General features: G+C 68.4%; 11 protein-coding genes. 5 read left to right on the plus strand and 6 right to left on the minus strand.

Going from position 1 to position 15,320, the window contains the following annotated elements; translation table 11 throughout:
* Positions 1–88 precede the first annotated feature (88 nt).
* Positions 89–3,694: an indolepyruvate ferredoxin oxidoreductase family protein gene (locus GPA27_RS25625; protein ID WP_169143269.1), complete on the minus strand. Its 3,606-nt coding sequence runs from the start codon at positions 3,692–3,694 to the stop codon at positions 89–91.
* A 393-nt stretch (positions 3,695–4,087) separates the two neighbouring features.
* Positions 4,088–5,359: an Hsp70 family protein gene (locus GPA27_RS25630; RefSeq protein WP_169143270.1), complete on the minus strand. Its 1,272-nt coding sequence runs from the start codon at positions 5,357–5,359 to the stop codon at positions 4,088–4,090.
* Positions 5,360–5,745: 386 nt separating this feature from the next.
* On the opposite strand from GPA27_RS25630, the gene GPA27_RS25635 reads away from it, so the two are divergent.
* The 5 genes from GPA27_RS25635 (at position 5,746) to GPA27_RS25655 (ending at position 10,607) form a co-directional block, all read left to right on the plus strand.
* Positions 5,746–6,879, plus strand: a complete 1,134-nt coding sequence (locus GPA27_RS25635) for a branched-chain amino acid ABC transporter substrate-binding protein (protein ID WP_211165239.1) — start codon at positions 5,746–5,748, stop codon at positions 6,877–6,879.
* A 165-nt stretch (positions 6,880–7,044) separates the two neighbouring features.
* Positions 7,045–7,977, plus strand: a complete 933-nt coding sequence (locus GPA27_RS25640) for a branched-chain amino acid ABC transporter permease (protein ID WP_169143271.1) — start codon at positions 7,045–7,047, stop codon at positions 7,975–7,977.
* Positions 7,978–7,997: 20 nt separating this feature from the next.
* Entirely contained in the window at positions 7,998–9,086 is a 1,089-nt protein-coding gene (locus tag GPA27_RS25645) for an ABC transporter permease subunit (protein WP_169143272.1), read from the plus strand.
* Entirely contained in the window at positions 9,083–9,853 is a 771-nt protein-coding gene (locus GPA27_RS25650; RefSeq protein WP_169143273.1) for an ABC transporter ATP-binding protein, read from the plus strand. The genes GPA27_RS25645 and GPA27_RS25650 overlap by 4 nt, the downstream gene beginning before the upstream one ends.
* Positions 9,843–10,607 carry an ABC transporter ATP-binding protein gene (locus tag GPA27_RS25655; RefSeq protein WP_169143274.1) on the plus strand — a complete coding sequence of 255 codons (765 nt, stop codon included), beginning with the start codon at positions 9,843–9,845 and terminating at the stop codon, positions 10,605–10,607. The genes GPA27_RS25650 and GPA27_RS25655 overlap by 11 nt, the downstream gene beginning before the upstream one ends.
* A 35-nt stretch (positions 10,608–10,642) precedes the next feature.
* Here the strand turns inward: GPA27_RS25655 and GPA27_RS25660 are convergent, their stop codons facing one another.
* From GPA27_RS25660 to GPA27_RS25675, 4 genes are all read right to left on the minus strand, one after another.
* On the minus strand, positions 10,643–11,101 hold the full coding sequence (locus GPA27_RS25660; RefSeq protein WP_169143275.1) for an Lrp/AsnC family transcriptional regulator: 459 nt from the start codon (positions 11,099–11,101) through the stop codon (positions 10,643–10,645).
* A gap of 113 nt (positions 11,102–11,214) precedes the next feature.
* Complete coding sequence (locus tag GPA27_RS25665) at positions 11,215–11,559, minus strand: FKBP-type peptidyl-prolyl cis-trans isomerase (RefSeq protein ID WP_169143276.1); 345 nt, start codon at positions 11,557–11,559, stop codon at positions 11,215–11,217.
* Between the two features lie 32 nt (positions 11,560–11,591).
* Positions 11,592–12,155 carry a peptide-methionine (S)-S-oxide reductase MsrA gene (gene msrA, locus GPA27_RS25670; protein ID WP_169143277.1) on the minus strand — a complete coding sequence of 188 codons (564 nt, stop codon included), beginning with the start codon at positions 12,153–12,155 and terminating at the stop codon, positions 11,592–11,594.
* A gap of 57 nt (positions 12,156–12,212) precedes the next feature.
* Positions 12,213–15,320: translocation/assembly module TamB domain-containing protein (locus tag GPA27_RS25675; RefSeq protein ID WP_169143278.1), on the minus strand; the 3,108-nt coding region annotated here is incomplete at its 5' end.

Consider the following 15,320-nt stretch of genomic DNA (forward strand, 5'->3'; position numbering starts at 1 on the left):
ACCCCAACCCTCCCCTTGAAGGGGAGGGGGCGGCCGTGCATCACTCAACCTGACATCACGTAATTGCTTGCAGCATTAACAAGCTTCCTTAGCCCGGAATCACCGCGATGGTCTTGCGGACCGTGGCGCCGTTGCCGTCCGCCGGGCGCTCCCTGCGGCGGAAGGCCGCGAGGAGTTCCGCTTCACGCATCCGCGCGCTGCGCAGGTAGCGCTCGCGGATGTGGCCGAAGCCGCGGATCTGGTCGGGCAGGTTCGCGAGTTCGACGGCGGTTTCGAAGTTCGCCTTCTCGAGCCCGGCGAGGATCTCCTCGACGACTTGCTCGTAGTCGGCGATCAGTTGGCGGTCGAGTTTGCGATCGTGCGTGCGCGCGAAGGGGTCGAGCGCGCTGCCGCGCAGGCCCTTCATCTTCGCGAGCATGCGCATCGCCTTGAGCATCCACGGGCCGTACTTCTTCTTCTGCAGCTGACCGGTCTGCGGATCCTTGTCGGCGAAGGCGGGCGGCGCCAGGTGGAAGACGAGCTTGTAGTCGCCTTCGAACTGCTCCTCGACGCGCTTGAGGAAGTCGCTGTCGGTGTACAGGCGCGCCACTTCGTACTCGTCCTTGTAGGCGAGCAGCTTGTGGTAGCCGCGTGCGACCGCTTCCGTCAGCAGCGTCATGCCGGGCTGGACCTTCGCTTCGGCGGCACGCACGCGCTCGACGAGCTTCGCGTAGCGCTCGGCGTAGGCGGCGTCCTGGTAGTCGGCGAGGAAGGCCTTGCGGCGGGCGATGACTTCATCGAGCGAGGCCGACAGCTTGTGGTGCTCCGGCGTGCCGTGCTGCGGCTTCGCGGCCTTGGCGACGGCCTCCGGGTCGACCGCGGCGCGACGGCCCCACTGGAAGGCGGACTTGTTGGCCTCGATCGCGGCACCGTTGAGCTCGATCGCGCGCATGATCGCGTCGCGCGTCAGAGGGACCAAGCCGCGCTGCCAGGCGAAGCCGAGCATGAAGAGGTTGGTCGCGATCGAGTCACCGAGGATTGCGGTCGCGAGGCGCGAAGCCTCGAGGAACTCGACATTCTGGTTGCCGACCGCGTCGACGATCTGGCTTTCCATCGAGCCGGCCGGGAACTGCGGGTCCGGGTGCTTGACCACATTGCCGGTGCGCGCCTGCGCCGCAAAGCCGCGGACGAACTCGCTGGTGTTGGTCTGGTCGCGGTTGATGACGACGCGGGTGTGGCCGGTGCGCATCTTCGCGAGCGATTCGTCGCTTGCCGACACGACGAGGTCGCAGCCGATGACGACGTTGGCTTCACCGGCGGCGACGCGCGCGGCGAAGATGTCCTCGGGCCGGTTCGCGATCTTGACGTGCGACCACACCGCCCCGCCCTTCTGCGCGAGGCCGGCCATGTCGAGAATCGATACGCCCTTGCCTTCGAGGTGCGCGGCCATGCCGAGCAGCGCACCGATCGTCACGACGCCGGTGCCGCCGACGCCGGTGATGAGGATGCCCCACGGCGCGTTGGTCGAGGGCAGCGTCGGCTCGGGCAGCGACGCGAACACGTCGGCGACCGCCGTCGCGGCCTTGCCCTTGCGCAGTTTGCCGCCTTCGATCGTCACGAAGCTCGGGCAGAAGCCCTTCACGCACGAGAAGTCCTTGTTGCACGAGGACTGGTCGATGGTGCGCTTCCTGCCGAACTCGGTCTCGACCGCCGCCACCGACATGCAGTTCGACTTCTCGCTGCAGTCGCCGCAGCCTTCGCAGACGAGGTCGTTGATGACGACGCGCTGCGCGGGATCCGGGAACTTGCCGCGCTTCCTGCGGCGGCGCTTCTCGGCCGCGCAGGTCTGGTCGTAGATGATCGCGGTGACGCCCGGCACTTCGCGCAGTTCGCGCTGCACGGCGTCGAGCTCGTCGCGGTGGCGGATCGGCACACCGTGCGGCAGATCGGCCGGGCCGTAGGCGCGCGGTCCGTCATTGACGACGATGATGTTGCCGACGCCTTCGGCCTGGACCTGGCGCGCGATGATCGGCACCGACAGCGTGCCGTCGTGCGGCTGGCCGCCGGTCATCGCGACGGCGTCGTTGTAGAGGATCTTGTAGGTGATATTCACCTTCGCCGCGACCGCCGCGCGGATGGCGAGGATGCCCGAGTGCATGTAGGTGCCGTCGCCGAGGTTGGCGAAGACGTGCGGCGTCTTCGTGAAGGGCGCCTGCCCGACCCAGGGCACGCCCTCGCCGCCCATCTGGCAGAAGGTCTGCGTCGTCTCGGGCGACAGCCAAGTCGCCATGTAGTGGCAGCCGATGCCGGCGATCGCGCGCGAGCCTTCCGGTACCTTGGTCGAGGTGTTGTGCGGGCAGCCCGAACAGTAGTGCGGAACGCGCTGGATCGACAGCCGCGGCTTGGCGAGTGCGGCTTCCTTGGCATCGAAGAAGGCGAGGCGCGCCTTGATGCGGTCCGAGGTGTAGAAGCGCGCGATGCGCGCGGCGATCACGCGGGCGATCATCGCCGGGGTGAGGTCGCCGGCCGCGGGCAGCATCCAGTCGCTGTGGGGCAGCGCCCATTCGCCCTTCTCGTCGAACTTGCCGATGACGCGCGGACGGACATTTTCCTTCCAGTTGTAGAGCTCTTCCTTCAGCTGGTATTCGAGGAATTGGCGCTTCTCTTCGATCACGAGGATCTCGTCGAGGCCGTCGGCAAACTCGCGCACGCCTTCGGCTTCGAGCGGCCACACCATGCCGACCTTGTACAGGCGGATGCCGATCTCGGCGGCGGTGGCGTCGTCGATGCCGAGGTCTTCGAAGGCTTGGCGTACATCGAGGTAGCTCTTGCCGGAGGTGATGATGCCGAGCTTGGCGTTCGGGCTGTCGATCACCGTCTGGTTGAGTTTGTTGGCGCGGCAGTAGGCGAGCGCGGCGTACAGCTTGTGGTGCATCAGGCGCTTTTCCTGCACCAGCGGGGGATCGGGCCAGCGCAGGTTGAGGCCGTCTGCCGGGATCGGGAAGTCGGTCGGGATGATCGTCTCGACCTTGAACGGGTCGATATCGACCGAGGCCGAGGTCTCGACGGTGTCCGTCAGCGCCTTGAACGCGACCCAGCAGCCCGAATAGCGCGACAACGCGAAGCCGTGCAGGCCGTATTCGAGGTAGTCCTGGATGCCGGCGGGAGCGAGCACCGGCATCATCATGGCCTTGAAGACGTGCTCGGTCTGGTGCGGTAGGGTCGAGCTCTTGGCGCCGTGGTCATCGCCGGCGATCACAAGCACGCCACCATGCTTCGAGGTGCCCGCGGCGTTGGCGTGGCGGAAGACGTCGCCGGTGCGGTCGACACCGGGGCCCTTGCCGTACCAGATCGAGAACACGCCGTCGTACAGCGCGTTCGGGTCGAGGTTCACCTGCTGCGTGCCCCACACGGCGGTCGCCGCGAGGTCTTCGTTGAGACCGGGCTGGAAGCGGACGTGATGCGGTTCGAGGTATTTCTTCGCCTTCCAGAATTCCTGGTCGACGTTGCCCAGCGGCGAGCCGCGGTAGCCGGTGACGAAGCCGGCGGTGTTGAGCCCCGCGGCCTGGTCGCGCAGCCGCTGCATGATCGGCAGGCGCACCAGCGCCTGGATGCCGGTCATGTAGGCGCGGCCGGAGGTGAGCGTGTATTTGTCGTCGAGCGCGACGGGGGCGGGAGCCTGCGGGGAGTGGGTGTTCGAATGGGTATTCGACATGGCGCGTGATTCGTCGCAAGCCTCTGGACGCGTGGCGCTCGTGACGCCCGTATCCGGCCTGCCGACGTTGTCTCCTGTATGGTTGCTGTTGTGTGCGTCCGCGGCATCGAACGCGAGTGAGCATCGTAAGGAGATGGCGTCGGGGAGTTTTTTCTTGTTGCGGGGGAATTCAGGCATCGAAGAAAAAATTTTCCCCCGATGCGCGATTTGCGGAAATATCAGCGGGATTGCGGGCATTGCACCGCAGCATCCCCACCTCGCCAGCGTGCACGAGCGCGAAAATCGCCCTGCTGGCCAAGGCAGCCCGCAAGGTACCGCGAGCGCTTGCCGCGGGGGCACGGCGCGGCCGGCGCCTGCGCTCGGTGCGAAGGACTATTCCAAGCCTGCCCCCGCTCAACCGTAGCGGCGAGCTGCCTCCACTGCGAGACCGGCGCCGATGCTGCCGTACAGGTCGCCCTCGACGCTGCGCGCCTGCGGCAGTTCGGCGGCGATGCGCGCGCGCAGCTGCGGCACCGCGCTGCCGCCGCCAGTAAAATAGATCGTGTCGACCTGCTCGCGCCGCACGCCGGCCTCGTCGAGCAGCGAATGCACGCAGGCCGCAACGCGGTCGACCAGCGACAGCGTGGCGCGTGCGAAGTCGGCATCGGTGATCGTGTGGCCGAGTTCCGCTTCGAGACGCCCCAGATCCATGACGGCAGCCGGCGCCGCCGACAGATCGATCTTCGCCTGCTCCACCTGCAGCGCGAGCCAGTGCCCCTCGCGATTGCTGATGACCTTCGCGAGACGGTCTAGCTCCGCTCGCGCGGCGGCGTCGCGATAGACGTTCTGCAGGTCCGCCCACGCCTGTCGCGTGTAGGCAAAATTGATCGTGTGCCAGGTCGCGAGCTGGAAGAAGATGCTGGACGGAAACTCGGCGCCGCTCTTCATGCGGCTGCGGTAGCCCAGCAGCGGCATCACGCATTCCAGGCTCAGCGCACGGTCGAAATCGGTGCCGCCGATATGCACGCCGCCATTGCCGAGCAGGTCCTCGCGGCGGTCGTGTTCGTCGTGCGAACGGCGCGCACGCTCGGGCGACAGGCGCACCAGCGAGAAGTCCGCGGTGCCGCCGCCGATGTCGGCGATCAGCACCAGCTCCTCGCGCGCGAGCGACAGTTCATAGTGCAGCGCCGCGCCGATCGGCTCGAACTGGAAGCTCACGTCGCGGAAACCGACCTGCGCAGCGATTTCGGCGAGCGTCTGCTGCGCCTTGCGGTCGGCCTCGTCGTCGTCGTCGACGAAGCGCACCGGACGGCCGAACACCGCCTGGTCGAAGCTGCGCCCGGCCTGCGCCTCGGCGCGCGACTTCAGCTCGCCGATGAAGCTTGCGAGCAGGTCGCGAAAACGCAGCGCCCGCCCCTGCACCTCGGTCTGCCCCTCGATCAGGCTGCTGCCCAGCAGGCTCTTCAGCGCACGCATCAGGCGGCCTTCATAGCCGTCCAGATACTCCGCCAGCGCGGCGCGGCCGAACGCGGTCGTCTCCTCGTCGGCGTTGAAGAAGATCGCCGAAGGCAGCGTCGGCTTGCCGTCTTCGAGCGCGAGCAGGGTCGCCGCGCCCGGGCGTACCCAGCCGACCGTGGAGTTGGAGGTGCCGAAGTCGATACCGCAGGCGCGGGCGGGTTGGTCCATGAAACAAGTATCCGCGGGATGGGTCCGCGATGCTACCGGAGCGCTGTGCCGACAGGAACTCTCGGGCGGGGAAATGGCCGTCTCGAATGGATGCTTGTTGCACTGCGCCACACGCTTTCGGCACGAATGCCGCCAAAACCCCGCCGCAGGCGGAAGAATTTTCCTCCCGGCATCCGTGTATCCCGCAAAAGCCGCAAAACAATTCCGCACTGCCCTCCGTACCATTCATCACCTCGCAACCGCCCCACGAACGGCTGCGAAAAAAATACAGGCAGGAGACAAACCATCGTGGATCGACCGGTTGCCGCGCGAGCGGCCGGTGTCCCTTCGTCTCCGCCACACCTGTGCAGCAGTACCCGCGCACCGCCCACAAGGAGGAGACACCCATGAAGCAGAACAAACTGATTTTCGCCCTCGCTGCCGCCAGCCTCGCCGCCGGCGCCGTCCACGCCAAGGAAGTCGTCGTGCGCATCGGCCACGCCGGCCCGCTGACCGGACCGGCCGCGGCTTTCGGCAAGGACGGCGAGAACGGCGCGCGCCTCGCGATCGAGGACGCCAACGCGAAGGGCATCAAGATCGGTGGCGACACGGTCAAGTTCGAGCTCGTCAGCGAGGACGACCAGGCCGACCCGCGCACCGCGACCACCGTCGCGCAGCGCCTGACCGATTCCGGCGTGAAGGGCGTGGTCGGACACGTCACCTCCGGCGCCTCGATCCCCGCCTCCCGCATCTACGAGCAGGCCGGCATCCCGGTGATCACCCCGTCCTCGACCAGCCCCAAGCTGACCCAGCAGGGCTACAAGATGACCTTCCGCGTCATCGCCAATGACCTGCAACAAGGCAACGCGCTGGGCAAGTACGCGGTCGATCAGCTCAAGGCGAGGAAGATCGCCGTGATCGACGACCGCACCGCCTACGGCCAGGGCCTCGCCGACGCCTTCGCGAACGCGGTGAAGAGCTCCGGCGGGCAGATCGCCGGGCGTGAATTCACCAACGACAAGGCGACCGACTTCATGGCGATCCTCACCAAGATCAAGGCCATGAACCCCGACGCGGTGTTCTACGGCGGCATGGACGCCCAGGCCGCGCCGCTCGCGCGCCAGATGAAGCAGCTCGGCATGACCGCCAAGCTAATGACCGGCGACGGCGGCTGCACCGGCGAGATGATCAAGATGGCCGGCGACGCGCTGTCGGCGACCACCTTCTGCACCCAGGCCGGCATCCCGCTCGACAAGATGCCCGGCGGCGCGACCTTCCGCACCCAGTTCAAGCAGCGCTTCGGCAACGACATCCACGTCTATGCCCCCTACGCCTACGACGCGATGATGTCGGTCATCGAGGCGATGAAGGCGGCCAACTCGGTCGAGCCGGCCAAGTACCAGCCCGCGCTGCGCAGCCTCGCCTACCAGGGCGTCACCGGCCCGGTCGCGTTCGACGACAAGGGCGACATCAAGGGCGGTGCGATCACCGTCTACAACTTCGACGCCGGCAAGTGGGCGCCGCTGCAGACCATCCAGTAACAGTTCTCCTCGCGCCGGCCGGCAGTTCCGCGGTCGGCGCACCCCTCCCCCAGAAAACGACGCTCGCCCTGTGTCCGCCGCCCGACGGCGGACACGGCGGCGGCGCTCGTCCGGCAATCCGGCGGCAGCTGTCGTCGGGGTGTGCACAACACCAAGGGTGAATCGATGGAAACCTTCCTGCAACAAACACTGAATGGCCTGGTGTCGGGCAGCATCTATGCGCTCGTCGCGCTGGGCTACACAATGGTCTATGGCATCCTGGGCTTGATCAACTTCGCCCATGGCGACCTGCTGATGGTCGGCGCGCTGGTCGCGCTGCAGACCGTGACCCTTCTCAACGCCGCGGTCCCCGGACTGCATCCGGTAATCCTGCTGCTCGCCGGCGTGGCCGTCGCCGTACCGGTGTGCATGGCCGTGGGCTACCTGATCGAGCGCATCGGCTACCGCCGCCTGCGCAACGCGCCGCGCCTCGCGCCGCTGATCACCGCGATCGGCGTGTCCTTCCTGCTGCAGACGCTGGCGATGATCATCTGGGGCCGCGAGTTCCACGTCTTCCCGCAGCTCGTGTCGACGACCCCGATGGAGCCGATGGCGGGCGTCGTCGTGTCGCCGCTGCAGATCTTCACCATCGTCGTCGCGTTCGCACTGATGGGCGGACTGATGCTGCTGGTGAACAAGAGCCGCCTGGGCCGCGCGATGCGCGCCACCGCCGAGAACCACCGCGTCGCCGGCCTGATGGGCATCAACGCCAACGGCGTGATCGCCGCGACCTTCATCATCGGCTCGGGCCTCGCCGCGCTCGCCGGCGTGCTGTTCGCCTCGAACTACGCGATCGCACACTACGCGATGGGCTTCACGCCGGGCTTGAAGGCCTTCACCGCGGCGGTGCTGGGCGGCATCGGCAACCTGCCGGGCGCGATGGTCGGCGGACTCGTGCTGGGACTCGTCGAGAGCTTCGGCGCCGGCTACATCGAGCACCTGACCTTCGGCTTCCTCAACTCGAGCTACCAGGACATCTTCGCCTTCGTGATCCTCGGCGCCGTCCTGATCTTCCGCCCGTCCGGCCTGCTCGGCGAACGCGTCGCCGACCGCGCCTGACCCGCACAGGAAAGACAGACATGACCACGACTTCCTCGACCCTCCCGCTGCCGGCGAGCTTCGCGCTCGACCGCCGCATCCAGCGCCCGCTCGTCATCCTGCTCGCGCTCGCGGCGCCCCTTGTCGCCCTCGCCATGGGCAAGAGCTGGGTGCGTGTGCTCGACTTCGCGCTGCTGTACGTGTTGCTCGCGATCGGCCTCAACCTCGTCGTCGGCTTCGCCGGCCTGCTCGACCTCGGCTACATCGCGTTCTACGCGGTCGGCGCCTACACCTGGGCCTTCCTCGCCTCCCCGCACTTCGGCATCCACCTGCCGTTCTGGATCGTGCTGCCATTGGGCGCGGCCTTCGCGGCGCTCGCGGGCATCGCGCTGGGCTTCCCGACCCTGCGATTGCGCGGCGACTACCTCGCGATCGTGACGCTGGGCTTCGGCGAGATCATCCGCATCTTCATGAACAACCTGAACCAGCCGATCAACATCACCAACGGCCCGCAGGGCATCGACTCGATCGACCCGCTGACGATCGCCGGGCTCGACCTGTCGCGCGACCTCGACCTGTTCGGCTTCCAGATCTCGTCGCTGCTGCTGTACTACTACGCCTTCCTCGCCTGCGTGGTGTTCGCGATCATCCTCGTGCGCCGCCTGCAGATCTCGCGCATCGGCCGCGCCTGGGCCGCGATCCGCGACGACGAGCTCGCCGCCAAGGCGATCGGCATCGACACACGCATGATGAAGCTGCTCGCGTTCGCGCTGGGTGCGACCTTCGGCGGTGTCTCGGGCGGCCTGTTCGCGGCCTTCCAGGGCTTCGTCAGCCCAGAGAGCTTCAGCCTGATGGAGTCGATCGTGGTGCTGACGATGATCGTGCTCGGCGGCATGGGCAACCTCGCCGGGGTCGTCGTCGGCGCAATCATGCTCACCGCGCTGCCCGAGTTGCTCCGTCACTTTGCCGTGCCGATGCAGATGGCCCTCTTCGGCAAGACCCTGCTCGACCCCGAAGTGCTGCGCATGCTGCTGCTGTCGCTGGCGATGATCGTGATGATGCTCGTCCGCCCCGCCGGCCTGCTCCCCGCCCGTACCCGCTATGCCCACCGTGACCGGAGGAACGCATGATCACGCTGCTCGAATCCCGTGCCGTCAATAAGCGCTTCGGCGGCCTGAAGGCGCTCACCGACGTGTCGCTGACGATCCGCAAGGGCGAAGTGTACGGCCTCATCGGCCCGAACGGCGCCGGCAAGACCACCTTCTTCAACGTGCTGACCGGCGCCTACGCCATCGACGGCGGCGAGTTCGTCATGAACGGATCGGAACTGCCCTCGGCCAAGCCGCACCTCGTCGTGCAGCACGGCATCGCGCGCACCTTCCAGAACATCCGCCTGTTCCGCGAACTCACCGCACTGGAGAACGTGATGGCCGGCCACCACATCCGCTCGTCCGCGGGGGTGTGGGGCATCCTCACGCAAAGCCGCGCCGCGCGCGAGGAAGAGCGCCTGATGCAGGAGCGCGCGCTGGAGATCCTCGACTACGTCGGCATCGGCCGCCACGCCGACACCGTTGCGAGGAACCTCTCCTACGGCGACCAGCGCCGGCTGGAGATCGCCCGCGCACTCGCGACCGAGCCGCAACTCCTCGCGCTCGACGAACCGGCCGCGGGCATGAACGCGACCGAGACCGCCGGCTTGCGCACGCTCGTCGAGACGATCCGCAAGGACGGCATCACGGTGCTGCTGATCGAGCACGACGTGAAACTCATCATGGGACTGTGCGACCGCGTCGCCGTCCTCGACTTCGGCAAGAAGATCGCCGAAGGCACCCCGGCCGAGGTCCAGCGTGACCCCGACGTCATCCGCGCCTATCTGGGAGGCCACCGTGCCCACTGAGAACTCCGTTTCCAACCAGTCCCCCATCCTCGAAGTCCGCGGCCTCAAGGTCGCCTACGGCGGCATCCAGGCCGTCAAGGGCATCGACCTCACCCTGCGCAAGGGCGAGCTGGTTTCGCTGATCGGCGCCAACGGCGCCGGCAAGACGACGACGCTCAACACGCTGGCCGGCGTCGTGCCGCACAACGGCGGCGACATCCTGTACGCCGGGCAGGAGATCGGCAAGCTGCCCTCGCACCTGCGTCTGCGCAAGGGCCTCGCCCTCGTGCCGGAAGGCCGCGGTATCTTCACGCGCCTGACCGTCGCGGAAAACCTGCAGACCGGCGCCTACACGCGCCGCGACACGGACGGCATCGCCGCCGACATGGAGAAGGTGTTCGCGCTGTTGCCGCGCGTGAAGGAACGCTTGAACCAGGTCGCCGGCACGCTGTCGGGCGGCGAACAGCAGATGGTCGCGATCGGCCGCGCACTGCTGTCACGCCCGCAGGTGCTGCTGCTCGACGAACCGTCGATGGGCCTCGCGCCGCTGGTGGTCGAGAAGATCTTCGAGGTGATCCACTCGATCACGCGCGAAGGCATGGGCGTGCTGCTGGTCGAGCAGAACGCCAACCTCGCGCTCGAAGTGTCGGAACGCGCCTACGTGATGGAAGGCGGCCGGGTCACGCTGGAAGGCACCGGCAAGGCGCTGCTCGACGACCCGAAGGTGCGCAGCGCCTACCTGGGCGAAGACATCGAGGAGCTGGCCGCGGCCTGAGTCGGTCCGCCGTCACGCCGACGGCGTTGCCCGCCCTACAGCGGCAACGCCGTCTCGTTCTTGATCTCGCGCAGTGCGACGCTCGAGTTCGTCACGTCCACTTCCGGGATCTTCAGCAGGAAGTTGTGCATGAAGGACGACAGCGCCTCGAGGTTGGGCAGGTAGAGCTTCAGCAGGCAGTCCGTCTCGCCGAGGAGCTCGTAGCACTCGATGACTTCGTCGCAGCCCTTCACCGCCTGCTCGAAGCGGTCGAGCACTTCGGCGCTGTGCTTCTTCAGCTTCACGCGCACCCACACGCAGGTCTCCAGCCCGAGCTTCCTGCGGTCGAGCAGGGCGACGTAGCCGCGGATCAGGCCCGCCTCTTCCAGCTCGCGCACCCGCCGCCAGCACGGCGACGATGAAAGCCCCACCTTCTCGGCGAGATTCTGCGTGCTGATCGTCGAGTCCTTCTGCAGCAACGCGAGGATGCGCCGCTGTACCGGATCGAGTTTCATGTCTCCCCTCTTGTTGTCGTGACGGGCGAACCGGCGCCCGTGGCGGCGCGCCGCCCGGATGCCCGGCGGCGCGACACCGGGGCCTATGCGTGGCCCCTTGTCGTTCTATGTGATCAGAAAACCTTCAGCAGCTCGACCTCGAACACCAGCGTCGCGTTCGGGGGAATCACGCCGCCCGCACCGCGCGCGCCGTAGCCCAGCTCGGGCGGGATCGTCAGCTTGCGCTTGCCGCCTTCCTGCATGCCCTGCACGCCTTCGTCCCAGCCGCGGATCACGTGACCGGCGCCCAGCGGGAAGTCGAACGGGTCGTTGCGGTCCTTGCTCGAATCGAACTTGCGGCCGTCGGTCAGCCAGCCGGTGTAATGCACCGACACGCGCTTGCCCGCGGCGGCGGTGGCGCCGTTGCCGACTTCCAGATCCTCGATGATGAGGCCGCTGGCGGTGGTGTTTTGGGACATCGGAACTCTCCTGCGGGGTTAAAACCGCGATTCTAACCGCCCCGCCGACGCCGGCTGGCGAACTTCTCGCGGAACTTGGAGATCTTCGGCGCGACGATGTACTGGCAGTAGGGCTGGTCCGAGTTGTTCGCGTAGTAGTCGTGGTGATAGGGCTCGGCGGGCCAGAAGGTGTCCGCACGCTCGACCTTGGTGACGATCGCGCTCGGATAGACGCGCGCCTCCCCCATGTGCTCGATGAGATCCAGCGCCGTGTGCAGCTGCTCGTCGCTCACCGCAAAGATCGCGGAGCGGTACTGCGTGCCGATGTCGTTGCCCTGGCGGTTCAGGCTCGTGGGGTCATGGATGACGAAGAAGATCTCCAGCAGGTCGCGATAGCTCACCACCGCCGGGTCGAAGACGATCTGCACCGCCTCGGCGTGGCCGGTGCCGCCGTCGCAGACTTGCCGGTAGGTGGGCGCCTCGACACGCCCGCCGATGTAGCCCGAAGTCACCGACTCCACGCCGTTGACCTCCTTGAACACTGCTTCGAGGCACCAAAAACATCCCCCCGCGAGAATGGCGGTCTCGCATGCTGCGGGTGCGTCGTTCTTCGTCATGCATGTGTCTCCGTGGATGCCCGCGATTAAGACAGCATCGTCGGGCCGCGATTCCCGTTATTCGAACGAGATCGTGTAATAGATATCGGCCGCGTTGTCGCTCCCGCCGCGCGCCACCAGCGACACCCTGCGACTGAGCTGGTAAGTCAGCTTGACGAGGCTTTCGGCCCCGCCCAGGCTCTGCTCGAAGGACAGGACGAGGTCCGACGACAGCCGCTTGCCCAGCGTCAGGACCTGCCCGCCGACGTTGTCGCCACCGCTTACGATGGTACCTTCTCCGACAACGCGGCTGGTGGCAGTTCGGGTGACACCGCCAACTTCTCCCTGCCCGATCGACAATTCATCGAAGCCGAGGCTGCGCGACAGCTGCTCGGTCATGCCGCCGCCCGCGCCGCCCAACAGGGCTTGCGCCGCCGGCAGCAGCAGGCCCATATCCCCGCCGCCGCCCGCGCTCGGCGCACGCCCGAGCACGATCCACGACAGCTTCTCGGGGTCGGGCACGTTCGGCTCCGACACCAGCCGGATGCGGGGACGCCGCGCACTGCCGACGATCTCGATGCCCGCCTCGACCGCCAGGCCCTTGCGCAGCGCGACGACGTTCAGGCCGGGGTTGTCGGGCGCGCCCTGGAAGTTGATCCGCCCCCGCTCGATCGCCAGCAACTGGCCGTAGCCGCGGTAGGTTCCGCCGGCCGTCGCGATCGTGCCGATCGCGCTCGGCGGCACACCATCGCGCAGGCGCAGGCGCAGCCCCCCGGTCAGGCGCGTATCGACCCCCAGCGCCGACAGGTAGAAGTGATCCCCCAGCGCCACCGCGACGTCGGCCGCGACCCGCAGCCCGCCGCCGCTGGTGCGCGGTTCCCGGCCGAGGATCACGACGTCGTCCGAGAGGCTCGGCGCGGGCGTATCGGCCAGCTCGATGTAGCCGGCATCGGCGCTCAGATTTGCCGCAAGGTCCACGTGCGTCCACGTGCTGTTGGCCGCGCCGACGCCGGACAGGATCAGCCAGCGGTCGCCGCGCTGCAGGATCGGCAGGCGCTCGGCGTCGAAGACGAATTGGCCCTTGCCGCTGTCCAGCGCGATCTCGCCGCTCGCGCTGAGACGCCCCGGCGTGGCCGTGAGCCGCGCCACCGGCGGACGGGGGTCGCGCGGACGCACCCGGTTGGGCGATACGAATTCGAGGCGTGCGAGCCGCAGCCGGTCGCGATCGAACTCCGCCTGCAGATCCCCGCCCGACAGGTGCAGGCCCTGATCCACCAGCGCCAGCGACAGCTCCCGCCCCGTGATCGTACCGCTCGCCCGCGGTTCGGCCGGCGTGCCGGCGAGCGCCAGGCTCGCACCGAGGCTGCCGCCGGTGACGACGTTCTCCTGCATCAGCCGCCCGACCCAGGCCACCGACGGCATCGCCAGGTGTGCCGAGCCGAGCAGCGCCGCATCGGGCGCGAGACGCCAGCCGCCGCCCGGCGTGCGCTCCGCCTGTGCGGTCGCGGAGCCGGCCAGTTCGCCCAGCTCGCTGCCGCGCGCCTCCAGCGCCAGCGCGAGGCGGTTGTCGTGGGCCCCGAGACGCGCCTCCAGATGCTCCAGTCCCAGGCGCGCCGGGATCTCGCCGGTCACGGTCAGGTCGCCCGCCTCGCGAAAGACGCGCGCCGAACCCTGCGCCACTTCGCCCAGCGTCAGGTTCCATTCCGCCCCGAGCACCAGCGGACCCGGCCCGCGGCGCGGACGTCCGTCGGGACGCGCCACCAAGCCGAAGGTGAGACCGGTCAGGGAACCGCGCGCGACGATGCGCTGTGGCGACCAGCTGGTCTCGTCCAGGCGGATGCGCCCGCGTTCGCCGGCATCGAGCGCCGCCGCGCCCAGCAGCACGCGCTGCGGTCCGAGTTCCAGCGGCGCAGACGCGGTCAGGCGCGTGGGCCAGCGGCCGCCCGTTTCCAGTGTCGCCAGACGTCCGCGCCATGCCGCGCTGCCGTCCCCGGTGCCGTCCGCCGTGCGCATATCCGGCGCGTCGCCGGCGAGCCCGCCTTCCAGTCGCAGGCGCAGGCTGTCGCCCCCCAGGCCGGTGGCGACGACATCGACGGCATGCGCCCGCCGGGTCCCGCCGATCCGCAGGCTCGCCTCCGTCACCCAGTCCGGCTCATCGGCGGCGCGCCCGCCGGTCGGCGGCTTTTGCGCGTCGCGGGCGACGGACTTCATTCCCCGCAGCCCCATCACCAGCCGGACCTCACCGTCCGCCCCCGCCGCGAGCAGCCCCTCGCCGTCGGCCGACGCAATGCGGACGTCGCCCGGCAGGCGCAGCGCCTCGGCCGCGAACTTCACGCTGCCGGCCGGCTGTGCCGCGCCCCCGGACAGGCTTCCCGCGAACGTCAGCCGCCCGCCGAGCCGCGCATCGAGCGCCGCGAGCGCCGGCGCATCCACATCCACCTTCAGCACGTCCCGCGGTGCGCCCCAGGCGCCGCGCGCGCGCACGCGGTTGCCGGCGAGATCCACATCCAGTTCCCCAACGGCGAGGCGTGCCCCTTCGACGACCGCACGCAGCTTCCCGCGCACCACCTTTCCGCGCAGTTGACCCTGCTGCAGGTCGACGGCGGTCTCGTAGCGGGCTATGTCGCCCAGCGTCGCAGCGAGGCGGAAATCCAGATTCAGCTTCGCCTCGGGAGCGTCGGCGATGAAGAAGCGGGGATCGAATGACGCCACGTCGCCGCTTGCGGCGAGGCTGCGCACCCCGGTCTCCCCCTGCGCGGTCAGCACCGCCTGGGCACGCATGCGCATGTCCTTGACGCGCAAATCGAGCTCCGCGCTCTGGCGCTCGCGGTCGCCGTCGGCGTTCAGCCGGCCGACCAGCACCGAGGGAGGCAGACGTCCGTCCAGGCGCTGCAGCTCAACGCCCGCCAGCTGCAGCGTGGCGCTCAAGCGGCCGAGCGGGTCGGCCGCGGGGGGCGCCGTTGCCGCCTCGTCCGCGCCCTCCCCTGGCGAAGTACCTCGTCCCCCCGGCCGCCAATCCACGTCGCCGGTGACCCGCCCGGCTCCCGCCAGCCGCAGGATCAGGTCTTCGGCGCGCACCCGCTCGGGCGTCCAGAGCAGGCGTGCGGCCAGCTTCGTAAAGGGCAAGCCCTGCCGGTCGATCGCGTCGGGATGAAGATTCTCGATCGTCACCGGCCCCGACCTGTC

Origin of the sequence: Aromatoleum toluolicum (assembly GCF_012911005.2) — a bacterium.
Classification (GTDB): Bacteria; Pseudomonadota; Gammaproteobacteria; order Burkholderiales; family Rhodocyclaceae; genus Aromatoleum; species Aromatoleum toluolicum.